The organism is Clostridium sp. BSD9I1 (assembly GCF_900185645.1).
Classification (GTDB): domain Bacteria; phylum Bacillota; class Clostridia; order Clostridiales; family Clostridiaceae; genus Clostridium_AK.
This window is the reverse complement of record NZ_FYAM01000008.1, coordinates 17,198-34,058: the sequence shown is the minus strand read 5'-3', so window position 1 is coordinate 34,058 and position 16,861 is coordinate 17,198. Positions and strand designations below refer to the sequence as shown.

At 31.4% G+C, this 16,861-nt stretch carries 14 protein-coding genes; 3 read left to right on the top strand and 11 right to left on the bottom strand.

All coding sequences use genetic code 11. The features are described 5' to 3' along the window. From BSD9I1_RS05215 to BSD9I1_RS05195, 5 genes are all read right to left on the bottom strand, one after another. Positions 1 to 781: acyl-CoA dehydrogenase family protein (locus BSD9I1_RS05215; protein WP_186429448.1), on the bottom strand; the 781-nt coding region annotated here is incomplete at its 3' end. A 47-nt stretch (positions 782 to 828) separates the two neighbouring features. Further along, positions 829 to 1,248: a MaoC family dehydratase gene (locus tag BSD9I1_RS05210; RefSeq protein ID WP_186429450.1), complete on the bottom strand. Its 420-nt coding sequence runs from the start codon at positions 1,246 to 1,248 to the stop codon at positions 829 to 831. A 19-nt stretch (positions 1,249 to 1,267) separates the two neighbouring features. Beyond that, positions 1,268 to 2,638 carry a GntP family permease gene (locus BSD9I1_RS05205; RefSeq protein ID WP_207653883.1) on the bottom strand — a complete coding sequence of 457 codons (1,371 nt, stop codon included), beginning with the start codon at positions 2,636 to 2,638 and terminating at the stop codon, positions 1,268 to 1,270. Positions 2,639 to 2,675: 37 nt separating this feature from the next. After that, complete coding sequence (locus BSD9I1_RS05200) at positions 2,676 to 4,220, bottom strand: acyl CoA:acetate/3-ketoacid CoA transferase (protein ID WP_186429447.1); 1,545 nt, start codon at positions 4,218 to 4,220, stop codon at positions 2,676 to 2,678. Positions 4,221 to 4,519: 299 nt separating this feature from the next. Next, positions 4,520 to 6,241, bottom strand: coding sequence for a sigma 54-interacting transcriptional regulator (locus BSD9I1_RS05195; protein ID WP_186429446.1), 1,722 nt, complete (start codon positions 6,239 to 6,241; stop codon positions 4,520 to 4,522). Positions 6,242 to 6,652: 411 nt separating this feature from the next. Here BSD9I1_RS05195 and BSD9I1_RS05190 point away from each other — a divergent pair, with 411 nt between their 5' ends. Then, positions 6,653 to 7,651 (top strand): choloylglycine hydrolase family protein, encoded by a 999-nt coding sequence (locus BSD9I1_RS05190; RefSeq protein WP_186429445.1) that lies wholly within the window; start codon positions 6,653 to 6,655, stop codon positions 7,649 to 7,651. A gap of 157 nt (positions 7,652 to 7,808) precedes the next feature. On the opposite strand, the gene BSD9I1_RS05185 is transcribed toward BSD9I1_RS05190, so the two are convergent. Continuing rightward, complete coding sequence (locus tag BSD9I1_RS05185) at positions 7,809 to 8,282, bottom strand: flavodoxin (protein ID WP_186429444.1); 474 nt, start codon at positions 8,280 to 8,282, stop codon at positions 7,809 to 7,811. A gap of 271 nt (positions 8,283 to 8,553) precedes the next feature. Between BSD9I1_RS05185 and BSD9I1_RS05180 the strand changes: the two genes are divergently transcribed. Then, positions 8,554 to 9,396, top strand: coding sequence for a nitroreductase family protein (locus BSD9I1_RS05180; protein WP_186429443.1), 843 nt, complete (start codon positions 8,554 to 8,556; stop codon positions 9,394 to 9,396). A 62-nt stretch (positions 9,397 to 9,458) separates the two neighbouring features. Here the strand turns inward: BSD9I1_RS05180 and rlmD are convergent, their stop codons facing one another. Both rlmD and BSD9I1_RS05170 read right to left on the bottom strand, forming a co-directional pair. Next, on the bottom strand, positions 9,459 to 10,859 hold the full coding sequence (gene rlmD / locus BSD9I1_RS05175) for a 23S rRNA (uracil(1939)-C(5))-methyltransferase RlmD (protein WP_186429442.1): 1,401 nt from the start codon (positions 10,857 to 10,859) through the stop codon (positions 9,459 to 9,461). 51 nt (positions 10,860 to 10,910) lie between these two features. After that, complete coding sequence (locus BSD9I1_RS05170) at positions 10,911 to 11,225, bottom strand: RDD family protein (protein WP_035305991.1); 315 nt, start codon at positions 11,223 to 11,225, stop codon at positions 10,911 to 10,913. Between the two features lie 433 nt (positions 11,226 to 11,658). Between BSD9I1_RS05170 and BSD9I1_RS05165 the strand changes: the two genes are divergently transcribed. Next, the gene (locus BSD9I1_RS05165) at positions 11,659 to 13,515 is read left to right on the top strand and encodes an LTA synthase family protein (RefSeq protein ID WP_186429441.1); all 1,857 of its coding nucleotides are present in this window, start codon (positions 11,659 to 11,661) and stop codon (positions 13,513 to 13,515) included. A gap of 74 nt (positions 13,516 to 13,589) precedes the next feature. On the opposite strand, the gene BSD9I1_RS05160 is transcribed toward BSD9I1_RS05165, so the two are convergent. From BSD9I1_RS05160 to BSD9I1_RS05150, 3 genes are all read right to left on the bottom strand, one after another. Then, positions 13,590 to 14,372: a TSUP family transporter gene (locus BSD9I1_RS05160; protein WP_081957073.1), complete on the bottom strand. Its 783-nt coding sequence runs from the start codon at positions 14,370 to 14,372 to the stop codon at positions 13,590 to 13,592. 637 nt (positions 14,373 to 15,009) lie between these two features. Further along, the gene (gene pepV, locus BSD9I1_RS05155) at positions 15,010 to 16,401 is read right to left on the bottom strand and encodes a dipeptidase PepV (RefSeq protein ID WP_186429440.1); all 1,392 of its coding nucleotides are present in this window, start codon (positions 16,399 to 16,401) and stop codon (positions 15,010 to 15,012) included. A gap of 106 nt (positions 16,402 to 16,507) precedes the next feature. Beyond that, complete coding sequence (locus BSD9I1_RS05150) at positions 16,508 to 16,768, bottom strand: ATP cone domain-containing protein (protein ID WP_186429439.1); 261 nt, start codon at positions 16,766 to 16,768, stop codon at positions 16,508 to 16,510. Positions 16,769 to 16,861 lie beyond the last annotated feature (93 nt).

Genomic DNA, 16,861 nt, shown 5'->3' with positions numbered 1-16,861 from the left:
CTTCATCAAATGCTCCTTGAGCTATTCCTAGAGCTTGAGCTGCTATACCAATTCTTCCTCCATCAAGAGTCTTCATGGCAATTCCAAATCCTTTTCCTTCTTTTCCAAGTAGGTTTTCTTTTGGAACCTTAACATCTTCAAATATAAGTTCTGTAGTTGATGATGCTCTTATTCCAAGCTTTTCTTCTACTTTACCTATTGAGAATCCTGGCATTCCTTTTTCAACTATGAAAGCGGAAATTCCTTTTGTTCCTTTGCTTCTGTCTGTCATAGCAAATACTATGAATACTTCAGCAACTCCACCGTTAGTTATAAATATCTTTGAACCGTTTAATAAATAGTAATCTCCCATATCAACAGCTAAACTCTGCTGTCCAGCAGCATCTGTACCAGCGTTTGGCTCAGTTAATCCGAAAGCACCTATTCTTTCCCCCTTGGCAAGTGCTGGTAAGTACTTTTCTTTTTGAGCTGGTGTTCCATGTTCATTTATTACTGATGCACATAATGAAGTGTGAGCTGAAACAATAACACCTGTTGAAGCACAAACTCTTGATAATTCTTCAACTGTTATTGCATAGGATATAACGTCTCCACCTGCTCCACCATATTCCTTTGAAAATGGTATTCCCATCATTCCAAGTCTCGCCATCTTCTTTACGTTTTCCATAGGAAATTCTTCTGTTATGTCGATTTCTGCTGCTAGTGGTTTAACTTCAGTTTCAGCAAACTCTCTTACCATCTGTCTTACAAATTCTTGTTCTCTTGTTAATGAAAAATTCATTATACTTTACCTCCTCATTGTTAATTAATTAACTAGACCAATCATATTTATGCTTTTGGCGGCATAACTAAAGCTTCACCTGCAATAACTATTTTGCCATCTTGATTAGTACAGGTTGTCCTTAATTTAGCTCTATTTTTTTCTGTATTTAATTCCACTATTTCTGCCTCTGCTCTTATTGTGTCGCCAATTTTTACTGGCGCCATAAACTTTAATTCTTGGCCTAAATATATTGTCCCCGGTCCAGGTAACTGCATTCCTAAAACTGCTGAAATTAGTCCAGATACTAAAATACCATGAGCAATTCTGCCCTTAAATATGGTTTTTTCTGATTCTATCTGATTTATATGCGCTGGATTTAGATCCCCAGTTATTCCTGCAAAAAGATATACATCTGTTTCACTTATTGTCTTTTCTATATATGATTTATCGCCTATCTTTAATTCATTTATTGTTTTTCCCATTATAAATATTACCTCCTTATTTTTACACTAATCCAAAACTAGCTCCAATTATACATACCGCTGTAGCTACAACTGGAATAACTACTGTACACATTCCTATATCTGCATAAGACTCTCTATGTGTAAGACCTGTAATTCCTAGTAATGTTATTACAGCTCCGTTGTGTGGAAGTGTATCAAATCCTCCACAAGCAATAGCTGCTATTCTATGCATTACCTCTGGATTAATACCTAACAGTGCTGCCTTTTGCATATAAATATCACCTAAAGCTCCCAGTGCTATACTCATTCCACCTGAAGCTGATCCAGTTATACCAGCTAATACACTTGTTGAAACTGACAAAGAAATTAAAGGTGTTCCTGGTATTGCAAGTATTGCTCCTTTTACTAATGCAAAAGCTCCTAATGCTTTAATAACATTTCCATATCCAACTTCTGATGAAGTATTAGCAATTGCTAGTAATGAACCAATTGCTCCATCATTAATAGTCTTTATTATACTTTTGAAGTTCTTTCTCATTAAAACTACTGCAAGTATTGATGATATAACAAGAGCAACAATTAAGCTCCATAATCCTTTTACTTTATCTATAGATGTTCCATAAGACTTAAGATATTCTGAAGGAATTTTTACTAAATATACACCAATTATATAGTTCAACACTAAAACTACCACTATTGGCAAAATAGCCACAACAATGTTTGGAAGACTAGATACGTCTACTGATTCAAGTCTTTCTTCTTTATGATTTCCATATCCTTCTCCAGCATCCATTGCAGTTTTCACTCTCTTATTAAGCCACATCATACCTAAAACAAATATTACTATTGAACCAATTATACCCAGTACTGGTGCTGCCCAAGCAGTTGTTCCAAAATAAGTCATTGGTATAGCATTTTGAATTTGAGGAGTTCCTGGTAATGCTGTCATTGTAAAAGTAAATGCTCCAAGAGCTATAGCTCCAGGTATAAGTCTTTTTGGTAAATTAGCTTCTTTAAATAATTCAACTGCTATTGGATATACTGCAAATGCAACAACGAATAATGAAACACCACCATAAGTTAATACTGCGCAGGATAATACTACTGCAAGTATCGCCTTATCTTTTCCAAGTTTATGTGCTATAAAATTTGCAATGGATTTAGCCGCTCCTGAATCATCCATTATCTTTCCAAATACTGCTCCGAGTAGGAATAGTGGAAAATAGGTTTTTGCATACCCTGCAAAGTCTTTCATAAATAATTCTGTATATGTTGCAAGTAATGGCATCTCTCCAGAAAATATTACTGCAAGCAGTGCAAGTACTGGAGCCAAAAGTAATACTGTGATCCCCCTATAAGCTAAATACATTAATAATGCTAGAGAAATTAAAATACCTATAACACCTATCATAATAATTCTCCTTTCACTTTTTCACTTATTTTATAAATTAAATTAATTCCATTAATTCATCTTTAAATATTCTTTCATCCATACCTTTAAGGTTTTCAGATATTATTGGTTCAAAGTCCATATTTGCTAAAATATCATTCTCTAAACTTATGCCTGGAGCTATTTCTGTTAAAACTAATCCTTCTGGCCTTAACTCAAATACTGCTCTTTCAGTTATATATAGAACCTGTTGTCCTATTTCCCTTGCATATTCTCCGCTAAAGGTTATTTGTTCAACATCTTTGATGAACTTTTTAGTCTTTCCTTCTTGCGCAATTATTAACTTTCCATTTTCAACTTTTATTTTTAACCCTCCAGCTGTAAATGTTCCACAATATATTACTTTTTTTGAATTCTGCGTAATATTAATAAATCCACCACAACCAGCTATTTTAGGTCCAAACTTGCTAACATTAATATTTCCCTTTTCATCGCACTGCGCTAACCCTAAAAATGCTACATCAAGACCTCCGCCATCATAAAAATCAAATTGATAAGGTTGGTCTAAAATACACTCGGCATTTACAGATGCACCAAAGCTTAAACCGCTTGCTGGCACTCCACCTATCGGACCAGCCTCTACAGTTAATGTCATTATTTCTCCAATACCTTCTTCATTTGCAACTGCAGCCACTCCCTCTGGAACACCAATTCCTAAATTTACTACTGCATTAGGCGTAAGTTCTATAGCTGCTCTTCTTGAGATTATTTTTCTTTCATCTAATTCCATAGGTTTTACAGAATTTAACGGAACCTTTACTTCTCCGCAATATGAAGGATTAAAATGTTCCGAGAACGTTTGCATATGATTCTCAGGCTTTGAAACAACAATGGCATCTACACATATTCCCGGAATCTTTACAAGCTTTGGATCTAATGTTCCATTACTAACTACAGCTTGAACTTGAGCTATTACTATTCCTCCAGAGTTTTTAGCAGCTTGAGCTATTGATAAAGCTTCTACAGTTGCTGCTTCTTTTTCAAAGGACAGATTGCCTTTTTCATCTGCGTAGGTAGCTCGTATTATGCTAACATTTATAGGAAAAGCTTTATATAATAGTCTTTCTTCTCCTTCAATGTTTACAACCTTTACAATATCCTCCTTAGTAACTTTATTTAATTTCCCCCCTTCAACTCTAGGGTCAACAAAAGTTTTAAGACCAACATGAGTAATTGTTCCCACTTTTTTGGCTGCTATGTCTCTAAAAAGATGAGATATTACACCTTGAGGAAGGTTATATGCTTGTACTTTATTTTCCAAGGCTAATTTTTGAAGTTTAGGCGCGAGTCCCCAATGCCCCCCTACTACTTTCGATACTAATCCTTCACGACCTAAGTGATTTAATCCTTTTTCATTTGAATCCCCTTGTCCGGCAGCATATACAAGTGTAAGATTATTAGGTACTCCTGTATTAATAAAACTTTTTTCTATTTCTGATGTTATTTCTTCTGGATGTCCAATTCCTATAAAGCCGCCTATGGCAATAGTGCTGCCGCTTTTAATCATTTGTACTGCTTCTGAAACAGTTTTTACTTTAATCATTAATACCTCTCCTTTCTCATGGTGATTACAAACCTACACTTTAATTAATAAGCAAAAACCGTGCCAATATAAAATTTTCTTTATATTTTTCTTTCTTAATGTTGATTTATCTGGATTTCTTAGTATAACAGCAAAAAACAAATTTTATAAATATTTAGCCAATTATTTAAAAAGTGTAAGCGTATCATTACACTCTTGAAATTATAGTAAAAAAGTGTATGTAAAATCGTACACTTTTAAAATAAGTTTAAAAATGTGTACGATTTCACATACACTTCACATAATCTTCATTAAATTCTTTATAATATTTTATATTTATTAACCTTCTCATATAAAGTAGTTCTACTTATCCCTAATTCTTTAGCTGCCTTTTGTTTATTGCCTTTGCACATTTTTATAGCATTAATAATTGCATTTCTTTCTGCCTGCCATATAGCATCTTCCAATTTTAAAATATTGAAATCTATTTCAACTCCTGTTATTTCCTTTGGCAAATGTTTTGGCAATAATAAGTTATTTGTATTTTCCATAATATTTATAGCTCTTTCAATTGCATTTTCTAATTGCCTTATATTTCCTTCCCATTTATAGCCTTTCATGTATTCTAAAGCTTCATTTGAAACTATACACTTTTCTCTATTTAATTTTTTAGATATTTTATCACATAAAAACTTAGACAATAATATAATATCATCTTTTCTTTCTCTTAAAGGTGGAATTCTTACAGTAACAACATTAAGCCTGTAATACAAATCAGCTCTAAACTTTCCTTCCTTTACCATGCTATCAAGCTTTTGATTAGTTGCTGCTATAATCCTTATATCTATATTCTTAGGAGAAACACCACCTACCCTCTCAACTTCTTTTTCCTGCAATACTCTTAAAAGTTTAACCTGCATATGCAGTGGCATATCTCCAATTTCATCTAGAAAAATAGTTCCTCCATCGGCTAATTCAAACTTACCAATTTTCCCTTCTTTTTTAGCTCCAGTAAAGGCACCTCCTTCATATCCAAATAATTCTGATTCTAGTAAATCAGATGGAATTGCTCCACAATTAACCTTTACAAACGGTCCGTATTTTCTATTACTATTTTTATGTATAGAATGTGCAAATAGCTCTTTTCCTGTGCCACTTTCACCAATAAGTAATACATTGGAATCAGTTAAGGCTGCTTTTTTAGATAGCTTTTTAGCCTCCATAATTCCATCACTATTTCCAACAATATCAGCAAAAGTATATCTAGCACTATTTTTTTCTTGAAACTGTTCCTTGTATGCTTCTAGTTCCTTCTGAACTTTACTAAATTTCTTGTGTAAAAACTCTAATTCTTTTGCATTTTTAAAAAGCACTTTACCTACAGCACCTTGTATTTCTCCATTAATAAATAGAGGCGTTCTAGTTGCCATCATATATTTATTGCCTATTTTTTGTAATTGAGCTTCTTCTTCTTTCCCTGTTTTAACAACAATATGCATTCTTGTATTTTCAATTACATCTGTAGCATGCTTTCCTATTACTTTTTTATCATCTATTCCTAAAAATTCTGCATATCCCTTACTTATCATTGTTATATATCCATTTTTGTCCACAATTACTATTCCCTCATAAGCCATATTCAAAGCTTGCTTTAGTATATCATTCCAGTTTTTTTCACTTATTAATTCATTTTTTATACTTTCTTTTTCAGTAATATCCTTGAACACATATATTACTTCTTTAATTTCATTATTCTCAATCATTGGAACTCTAGTGATTAGAATTACTTTTTTACCAAGCTTTACATTTTTATTAGTTTTTTTATAATTTCTTTTAGGTAATTGAAATTCCAGAACTTCCGGAATTAAGTCACTTATAATCCTACCTATACCATAATGTTCATCAATATTTAAAATATCCTGTGCTATTTTGTTAATTATATTAATTTTTCCATTAGTATTGGTGACTATTATTCCATCATTTATATTGTTAATTATAGTGACAGAAATATCTAAATTATAATCATTTTCATACTCTTTCATCTGTTTTCCTCCCCATGCAAATATTTTTTATAATATATATAACTTTATTTTTATACAATAATACCCACTTCTGCCTTCAAACTATAAAAGAGCCTTATCATGGGCTCATAAATTTTATTTTGATTCTCATAAATGCATTAAATTATTCTTTAATGTCAATTAATGCAAGCTTTTGTATAAATTATATCATATTCGCACTTTTTTACAATAAGTTATACTTTTATTATATTGCTGCTGTATCTGTACACTATTGCAAACTCTTAAGATGAACCGAATTTTTCAACCCAAAGAAGCATATTAATAAATGTTCAGTTCTTTTATTACAAAACCGATGAATTTTAGATTTTAAATATTGGTATAAGCTATGCTTTTTTTGGATGAAATTTTATAACTCATAAGGAGGAAATTAATATGTGTACAGCAATAACATTACAATCCAAACAAATGGAAAACTTTTTTGGACGAACCATGGATTTTTCTTATCCTATTGAATCACAGCTTTATGTGGTACCGAAAAATTATGTATGGAATAATGTTTTAAACATGCATAAATTTTGTGATTACTATAGTTTTATAGGAATAGGGCAAGAGGCTGATGGAATACTTGGTTTTTTTGACGGAGTAAATGAAAAGGGATTTGCAGCAGCGGCATTATATTTTGCCGGTTATGCAAAATACAATATACCTGCGAAGAATACAAAAAAAGAACCTGTTGCAGCTTTAGATTTTCTCCATTATATTTTGGGAAGATGCGGATCTATAGATGAATTGGAAGAAATACTTCAGCAAATATCTCTCGTTGGCATGCCAGATCCAATAACACAAACAGTTGCACCATTGCATTGGATTGCCACAGATAAAAGAGGAAAATGTGTTGTTATTGAGCAAACAGGAAAAGGTATGAAATTATTTGAAAATCCCATAGGTGTTATGGCTAACAGTCCTGATTTCAGTTGGCACATGACTAATTTAAGAAATTATATGGATGTTTCTTCAAAGCAGACTAGTGAAGCATACTGGGGAAAAGTTCAGTTAAAGCCATTTGGTCAAGCTGGAGGAACCATGTTATTGCCTGGGGGCTATACATCACCAGAACGATTTGTAAAAACGGCATATCAAAAAACACATATTGAAATGCCTAAAGACAGGGTAGAGGCAGTGATAGCCTGCTTTCATATTATGGAGGGCGTTTCCATTCCAAAGGGAGTTGTTATAACAGACCGAAATACTTATGATTATACGAAATATACAGCTTTTATTAATACAAATACTTGTGAATATTTCTTTAAAACTTATGATAGTAGTCAGATTTCAACTGCAAGTCTTTGGGATAATCATAATTATAAATATAGCACACAGCCAATCCGCCTGGGGAAGTTAGGGCGTCCAGTTATATTTCAAAAAATATAAATATATTTAACCCGCAACTCTAAACCATAAGCGTAAAATTTCTCTGTATTTATTTTAAAGCTTTTTAACAAACCAAATCCAGTAGCAAACAATAATAAACTTTCCTACTGGATTTAATTAATTTTCATTCCAAACTCCTTTGATAAATTAGAACTTATTATAATTCATGTCGAATTGCCGCAAGCCAATTTGCAACTTCTTCTGATACATCAGCACCGTTTACAGCAATACCAGGTAGAATTATTGATTTTAAGCATTCTTTAGCTATGTCATTTTCAATTTCACCAAATCCACCGCCTCCATGAGTGCAAAAAGGAATTATTGTTTTACCTGTAAAATTATGTTGTCTAAGAAAACTCATAATTGGTGGGGCTAATGTTTTAAACCAGTTAGGTGAACCTATAAATATTGTTTGATAATCCTCTATTGATTCATTTCCAGATATTAGCTTAGGGCAAAATCCTCGAGAAATTTCATTTCTTACTTCTTTAGCAGCCGTATTATAATCAAAGGAATAATTCTTATCAGGAATTAATTCTCTTATAGTACCACCAGTCTGTTTTTCTATTTCTAATGCTAAATTCTTTGTGTTTTTGAAAAGTGAATAATAAACAATCAGTGTATTCTTCATATATGTCACTCCCTTTCGTTAGATTTCCCATTTATTAAGTTCTTTATATCTAGCGGCTCTATCAACCTTATCTATATACATAATATGCTATTACCTTACGTCACAGTCAAGTGTAAATTTTGAAATCTAGTAGCAATTTAGTACTAGATTATTTATCATTTTAAGTAATTGATATATGAAAAAATAGCATTATTTTGATTGACAATATAGTACCGATTGTTTAAAATATAATTTAACAAAATCAAATATATTATTAGAAGGAGAACTATAAATGAATATTGATTTTTCAATCGAAGAAGCAGTAAAAAAAAGATACAGTGTAAGAAACTATCAGGAACGAGAGATTGAATCGGATAAAAGAAAAGCAATTGAATCTTTTATTGATTCTTTGGATAATCCATTGGGTAATAAAGTCAAGTTTCATTATCTTGATAACAATGACATAAAAGATAAAGAAAAACTTGGAACCTACGGCGTTATTAAAGGCGCAAGTCAATATATCGGAACAACTATTAAATTAGAACCAATGGCATTAGAAGCATTGGGATATGAATTTGAAGCAGTAATTCTTTACTTAGCACATCTTGGCCTTGGAACTTGCTGGTTAGGAGGAACATTCGACCGCGAAGGCTTTGCTGCCGCTATGAAGATTAAAGAAGGAGAAGTTTTCCCAATCATAACACCATATGGATATGCAACTGCCAATAAGCATGAAAAAGAAATAGAAATGAGAAAAATGATTCAAGCAGATCATCGTAAAGAATGGAATGAATTATTTTATAAAAATGATTTTCAATCACCTCTTACTAAAGAAGAAGCTGGTGATCTTGCCCTTCCATTGGAAATAGTTCGATTAGGACCATCAGCATCAAACAAACAGCCCTGGAGAATTCTTCTTAAAGATGATATGTGCCATTTTTATGAATATAAAGAACCAGGGTATAGCGACTTTTTTTCATACGATATCCAAAGGGTAGATATGGGGATTGCCGCAGCACACTTTGATTTTTCGGTTAAAGAAAAAGGTATTAAAGGTCATTTTCATACAGCATGTCAACCTGAGTTAGAGCTGCCTGAGCATATGGAATATGTTTTTTCATGGATTAGAGAATAAAAAATGAAGGGTGAAACTCACCCTTCATTTGTCATAATTTACAAATACATATTTTTATAAGTCTAGAACTTTAACTCTTCCCACTCACCATTTGCCGTACTGCTGTCACTCATTTTTGTAAGTTTAACAACTGTCTCAACATGCGGTGTATGAGGAAACATATCTTTTACTTTTACCTTTTCTATTTTATATCCTTGCTCAGTTAAATACTTTAAATCCGTAACTAAAGTTTTAGGGTTACAAGACACATATATTATATCTGGTGCGTTAAAATCCACCACATATTCTAATGCTACTGGATGCACTCCTGGTCTTGGTGGGTCTAAGATTATAACATCTGGCTTTTCATCTATAGTTTTTATAATTTTAGCAACATCTCCTGCTATAAATTTGCAGTTACTTAAGTTATTAAGTTTTGCATTTTCATTAGCAGATTTTACTGCCTCTTCAATAAGTTCGATTCCTATTACCTTTTCGGCATCTGGAGCTACTATTTGCCCTATAGTTCCTGTTCCACAGTAAAGATCAAATACTCTTTTAGATTTTGAATCTCCCAAGAACTCCTTCACTATACTATAAAGTTTCTCTGCTCCCTTAGAGTTTGTTTGAAAAAATGAAAATGGTGTTATTTTAAATTTAAGTCCTAAAATTTCTTCTATAATATAGTCTCTTCCATAAAGCAATTCTATCTTATCTGCTTGAACTGTATCAGATAATGAATCATTTATGGTATGTAATATTCCTACTAAAGTGCCCTTATAACTTAAGTTTTTAAGAAGTTCAGTTATTTCAGCAAAGTTAAATTCTACTTGAGAAGTTGTAACTATGTTTATAAGTATTTCTCCTGTATTATCAGCTTTTCTTATAACCAAATTTCTTAAATATCCTTCATGACTCATTATTCTATAATGAGGAAATCCCTGCTCCCTAAAGTAAGCTAAAACAGTAGAAAGTATATTTCTATAATCCTCATCTACTATCTTACAATAATCTGCAGTTATTATTCCAAAGCTTCTTCCTTTAGCATGCATTCCTAATGTAAGTTCTCCGCCCTTTTCCATGTCTCCAAAGGTGAACTCCATTTTATTTCTATACTCTTCTTCTTTAGGGCTGCCTTCTATACCTAAATATTCAAATCCTGATAAATTTGCTTCTTCGAAAAGTCTTAATACTTGCTTTTCTTTTAAGTTTAATTGAATATCATAAGGCACGTCTTGAGAACTACATCCACCACAACCTTTAAATATAGGGCATAATGCTTCTCTTTTAAATGCCACATCTTCTAAAATTTTTATAACTTTTGCTTCTGCATATTCTCTTCTTTTTTTACTTAATCTAGCCAAAACCTTTTGACCTGGTAGGGAATTTTTTATATATACCTTTAGTCCATCTGCATAAGCTACCCCTGTAGCTGGAAATTCTATATCCTCTATTAAAAATTCATATTCCTTACCTTTTCTCATCTTATTTTATCTCTCCATTTCTGCTATTGCTCTAAATTCCTACATAAACCTTTATACTGTTTCTTTTTTTATTACTTCTAGTTTTGAACCCTTTTCTCCTATTGTTGCAGCTTTCTTTGTTCTAATTATAGGTGAATAAAGTATACTTACTATAACAAATATTATTAAGACAAATGTTCCTATGTATGGCTTTAATATATTATATCCTGCCACCCTTAAAATAACTTGTAAAACAAAGAAAAGTACTCCTGATATTATAAGCATTATAGCTGTATCTGTAATTGAAGCTGAAATTAAATTACTAAATTTTATATTACCTGTATCCTTAACCTCTTCTACATTATTATTTTCTGTTCCACTTTCCATAATTAATCCTCCAATCTGTTAATTGCGTAATTTATAGAGATCTTTGATTTGATTATAAATTATCACATATTAAATAAATTGAGATATTTTGTTGCTTCTCAATTCTATTCATTATATTTTACTATATAATTATGCACCAGTATTTTATTATTGTAAATACATGGCTATACAATTATTTAAAATAATAGCTGTTTTAATATATTGTTCATTTATATGATTTTGTCATAAATCAGTTCATGGTAATTTATTGAGATATCTCATATTTTATTGTATTATAATAATCTATGAATCCATACTTGCAAAAATTATTCTTAATAATAGAACTTTTACTTTAGTTTGTGATATTATTATATATAATATTAAACTTGCATGATTTGTAAAATATTCTAATTTTATTACATAGACAAATTACATTTTAAAGGGGCTTTGAAAGATGTTAATTTTAAAAAATAAACTTTTGAAATATATGGATGTGATTTTCTTTATATTTATTCTTACATTAAAAATATTAATTTATGGCAGACAAATTGAAACTCAATATTTTACTTATAAGAATATCTTTCTTGCAGTGTTTGCATCTGTAATGATTATATCTTCTATAGCTTTACTTTTTAAAGATAAACAACGAGCTAACTTTCTTTTTATATTAAATATATTTATGTCATTATTTATAATAGCTGATTTAAACTACTTTAGATATTTCAAGGATGTAATATCTGTTTCAGTTATATTAAATGGTCTTCAACTACTAAGCGACGTAAAATCTAGTGTAGCAAACTTATTTAAAATTACCGATTTATTGTTCTTATTAGATATAGTTCTTATTGTGCCTAAAATAAATAAATACAAATACAAAAATTTGACTACATCATCTTTAAAATATAGGATTATTTCATTTGCACTTGTACTTTTAGTTGCTTTAGGAATTGATGCATGGAAAATATATAGACTTTCATTGAATCAACCTAAACTTATAAGTACTATGTATAATAGAATTTATGTAGCTAAAAATCTTGGAAACTTAAATTATCATTTTTTAGATGTTTTTAATTCACTAAATAACACTATTGCCAAAAGAACCCCCTTATCCCCTGAAAAAGAGGAAGAAATTAAAAGATTTTTACAAAACAAAACCCTAAATACTTCCTCAAATTTAAAGGGAGTTGGTAAAGGTAAAAATCTAATTGTAATTCAAGTAGAAGCACTACAAGCTTTTGTAATAAATACTTCTATAAATGGCAAAGAAATTACACCAAACTTAAATAAATGGATAAATAAAAGTGCTTATTTTAATAATTACTTCTATCAAACAGCCTCTGGTGGAACTTCTGATGCAGAATTTTTGTCAATTAACTCCCTATATCCTGCAGACTCTGGTGCCGTTACATCTATTTACTATAATAATGAGTTTAAAGGGCTTCCTAAATTATTAAAAGATAATGGATATTCTGCTACTGCATTTCATGGTTTTAGAGAAAGCTTTTGGAACAGGAACGTTATATATCCTAAATATGGATTCGATGACTTTTATGGAGAAAAAAGCTATACAATAGATGAAAATATAGGACTTGGTCTGAGTGATAAATCTTTTTTTAATCAGAGCTTAAAAAAGATGAAAGCTTTAAAGGAGCCTTATTATGCTCTTTTAATTACATTAAGTAGCCATTATCCCTATGATGATACAAAAAAATACGATGAGTTTAATGTAGCACCTTATGAAAACACACTTCTGGGAGATTATCTTAAGGCAATCCACTATACAGATAAAGAACTGGGAATGTTTTTAGATAAGTTAGATAAAGAAGGTACACTAAAAAATAGTATTATAACACTTTATGGTGATCATCATGCAATTACAAAAACTAATGAAAATGAATTAGCAAGCTTTTTAAATATAGATAAATTTACTGATTTAAAATGGGCCGAAATCCAAAAAGTACCTATGTTCATTCACTTTCCTAATGATATGTATAAGGGTACTTATAATATGTATGGAGGTCAGATTGACTTGTATCCAACCCTAGCAAATATACTTGGGGTGAAAGCCAGTTGCATTATGGGAAAAGACCTTTTTAACACTAAAGAAGGACTTACTATATTTAGAAATGGCTCCTTTACGGATGGTAATATATTTTACTTGTCTCAGCAAAATACCTACTATGATATAAAATCTTCATCCGTAATACCTGAAACACCCGAAATTAAAAATAAAAAAGACTCTGTTTTAAATCAATTAGAATATTCCGACTTGATATTAAAACACAACCTTTTAAAAGAAATTGGCGGCTAAACGATAGTCGCCAATTTCTTTTAGTCACTAGTCCCCCCAATCTCTATTCTCCAGCTATAGTTATTCATCGTTAACTAGATTAGTGGTCTTACTACTTCATAAAGCATTTTTAACGCTACGCCCAATGACATAGTTACAAATATAGGCTTAATAACTTTTGCACCTTTCTTTAATGCAAATTTTGTACCAACTCTTGCACCAAGCATCATACAAAGTGACATCGGTATGCCCATTAGATACCATATCTTTCCGTTGATTGCGAATAAAAGAAGTGCTGTTAAGTTACTTGTAAAATTCATGGCTTTTGCATTTCCACTGGCTCTTACAAAATCAAAACCGTATATTTTTATAAGGCCAAATATTATAAAAGAACCAACTCCTGGTCCAAAAAATCCATCATAAAATCCCATAAAGAATGCAAATATACTTCCTATTATTAACGTTTTCTTAGTAGTACCTTCAAACTTATCTTCTTGTCCCATAGATTTTGAAAAAAAACTATATACACCTACACTCATCAAAAGTATGAGTATTATTGGTTTTAAAACTGATGAATCAATAAGCAATACTGTGGTAACCCCTGCTGCTGCTCCTAAAAATGTAAATGGAAGAAGTATCTTTAATATACTCTTATCTACCTTACCTGATTTTGCGAAATTCCATGTGCTAACTAATGTACCACAAGTAGATGAAAATTTATTTGTCCCTAATGTAAAGTGAGTTTGAAATCCTACAACCATGTATGCAGGTACACTTATAAGACCTCCACCACCTGCTATAGCATCTACAAATGCTGATAAAAATCCAGCAGCTCCTAAAAATATAACCTTATAAATCAATGGAACTGATGCTAACAATTTAAGCTTCCCCCTTAAGATTAATTAATTTTCTTACAATTAAATTATAGCATAACATCCCATATTTTAGTATATATAGTTTACCTTTTAGAAATATTGCGACGGTTTTTAATGTTCTTTATGTGAACTGCTGAAGGAAGAAATTCAGCTAACTGAATTCCTAAAATATTTTAGGACGGGAGTCCTTAACGTTACAAGAACTTACACTAAATAAATAAAAAATTTACAAGTTAAAGATAAGGTAGTACAATAAAAGATTTCTGATAAAAAATAGAATGCTTAATATCTTACGACCTATCGGTCTGCTGGCTTATCATCCCTTTGGCAAGCGCCAATTTAAGGGAATTTCGTCAAAACGAAATTCCTTCTTTCAGTTAGTAAGCCTGAACGATATTTTTAATGTTGAACACAAGTATGGGATTTGCATTGTAGAAAGCATTGAGTAAGCAATTAAAAGCTCTTTATTTCTGATTTTAAGGCGCCGTATAGAGCCTTCTACTGTTTGAGCTGTAGGCGAGTTTAGAAGGCTTAGGCCCCTTAAAAGGAAGAAATATTAGAGTTTTTTTGTGTAGCGAACGCTTTCCTAAATGCAAATTTCATACGCCCCGTTCAACATTAAAAACGTCGTAATATCATTTTATTTTGCTAATTCATATATAGCTTTTGCATATATTTTTGCATTCATCACTAAGTCCTCTATTTCAATATACTCATTAGCTTGGTGATCTAAGTCAGGTTTCCCAGGAAATATTGGTCCAAAGGCTACTATATTTTTCATTTCTTTTGCATAGGTTCCTCCACCTATAGCAAAAGCTTCTCCGCTATCTCCTGTTACTTCTTCGTACACACTTAAAAGTTTTTTAATTAGCGGATGGTCTTTAGAGAAGTATAACGGAGCTTGGTGATCCATATTCTCCACTTTTATCCCTATTTTATTTATAGTCTTATTAAGTCCAGTTAATACATCATCCAAGGTTTTTGTTACAGGATATCTTAAATTAAGTCCCATAGATATTTTTTCATCTTGGAAGTTCACTGTTCCAATATTAAAAGAAAGAGACCCTGACACCTCATCTTGCAAATAAACCCCAAAGGATTCTCCATTTACTTCAAAACCCACGTATTTATTCATAAATTTAACAAACTCATATAATTCTGTATTTTCAAATGCAAGTGTTTCTAAAAACTTAAACAACTGCATTATTGCGTTTATTCCATTTTCCGGAGTGCTTCCATGAGCTGAAACTCCTACTGATTTAATAACTACCATATCACTTTTTATATGAGCAGTTATATTAAAATCATTTTTTACCTTGAATTTTTCTAATGCATGTATTATAACATCTTTTTCCCTTGACCATATTCCAGCCTCACAGTAATCTGGAACCATATTTACTCTATGCCCACCCCTAATATAATTTATCCTTATTTCTTCATTCCCACACGCATTTATGTCCTTAACTAAATTAAAGCTCATTAATCCCTTTTCTGCATGTATTAAAGGATACATAGCATCTGGAGTAAAGCCTGACACTGGCATACTTTCTCTTTCTGTATAATGATGCATTTCCTTTGATCCTGTTTCTTCATTTGTTCCGAATATTATTCTCACCCTTTTAGAAATAGGTAAGTTTAAATCCTTAATTGCCTTAAGTCCATAAAGCGCTGCCAGTATAGGTCCCTTATCATCTAAAGTTCCCCTTCCATACATCTTATCATCATGAATTTCTGCAGCATACGGCGGATATATCCATCCGTCTCCTTCTGGAACCACATCTAAATGCCCAAGTACTGCAACATAATCTTCTCCTTCTCCATACTCGGCATATCCTACATATCCATCTAAGTTTTTAGTTTTGAAGCCTAATTTTTTAGATATCTTTAGGGCATATTCAAGTGCTCTATTTACTCCTTCTCCAAAAGGCATTCCATTTTTCGGCTCATCCTCAACGCTTTTTATTCTTATAATTTCTTGAGTAGATTTTATAAGTTCTTCCTTCAATTCATCAATTTTTTTGTTTAACTCCATAGTATTTTCCTCCAGTAAAACTTGTCTGTGATAAACTCTCTTGGTAGGGATTCAATTATGCAAAATTATACAAAAGCAATGTCCTTATTTTTCTCTTTAAAGCATTTTATTTTCTCGACTCGTATTTCCTAGCTATTCCACTAAATCCACAATAATTAAGTTTTTCTAGTATAACATCTCTTATTTGGCGTGACTCTATTTTATCTTTTTTAAGTGCCATTAAGTCTCTCATTATTCTTTCTTCAATAACCTTTAAGTCGCCATCTGTTAATGGATTTTTAGCTTCATCAGAAGTTCTAGCTAGTGAAGTTCTTATTTTATCAATCACAAATTCTTCAATTCTTCCATCACGTTTTATAACTTTCATAAAAATATACCCCCAAACTTTTACTTATTTTATTAACCTTTATTATACCATAATATTTATAACAAAATTATGAAATTTCGCAAACCTTGTAAG

Bases quoted from the DNA above. Each gene is read 5' to 3' on its own strand.
- BSD9I1_RS05165 (WP_186429441.1), top strand. From the start codon at position 11,659: ATGTTAATTTTAAAAAATAAACTTTTGAAATATATGGATGTGATTTTC.
- pepV (WP_186429440.1), bottom strand. From the start codon at position 16,401: ATGGAGTTAAACAAAAAAATTGATGAATTGAAGGAAGAACTTATAAAA.
- rlmD (WP_186429442.1), bottom strand. From the start codon at position 10,859: ATGAGAAAAGGTAAGGAATATGAATTTTTAATAGAGGATATAGAATTT.
- BSD9I1_RS05185 (WP_186429444.1), bottom strand. From the start codon at position 8,282: ATGAAGAATACACTGATTGTTTATTATTCACTTTTCAAAAACACAAAG.
- BSD9I1_RS05150 (WP_186429439.1), bottom strand. From the start codon at position 16,768: ATGAAAGTTATAAAACGTGATGGAAGAATTGAAGAATTTGTGATTGAT.
- BSD9I1_RS05170 (WP_035305991.1), bottom strand. From the start codon at position 11,225: ATGGAAAGTGGAACAGAAAATAATAATGTAGAAGAGGTTAAGGATACA.
- BSD9I1_RS05180 (WP_186429443.1), top strand. From the start codon at position 8,554: ATGAATATTGATTTTTCAATCGAAGAAGCAGTAAAAAAAAGATACAGT.
- BSD9I1_RS05200 (WP_186429447.1), bottom strand. From the start codon at position 4,220: ATGATTAAAGTAAAAACTGTTTCAGAAGCAGTACAAATGATTAAAAGC.
- BSD9I1_RS05190 (WP_186429445.1), top strand. From the start codon at position 6,653: ATGTGTACAGCAATAACATTACAATCCAAACAAATGGAAAACTTTTTT.
- BSD9I1_RS05195 (WP_186429446.1), bottom strand. From the start codon at position 6,241: ATGAAAGAGTATGAAAATGATTATAATTTAGATATTTCTGTCACTATA.
- BSD9I1_RS05205 (WP_207653883.1), bottom strand. From the start codon at position 2,638: ATGATAGGTGTTATAGGTATTTTAATTTCTCTAGCATTATTAATGTAT.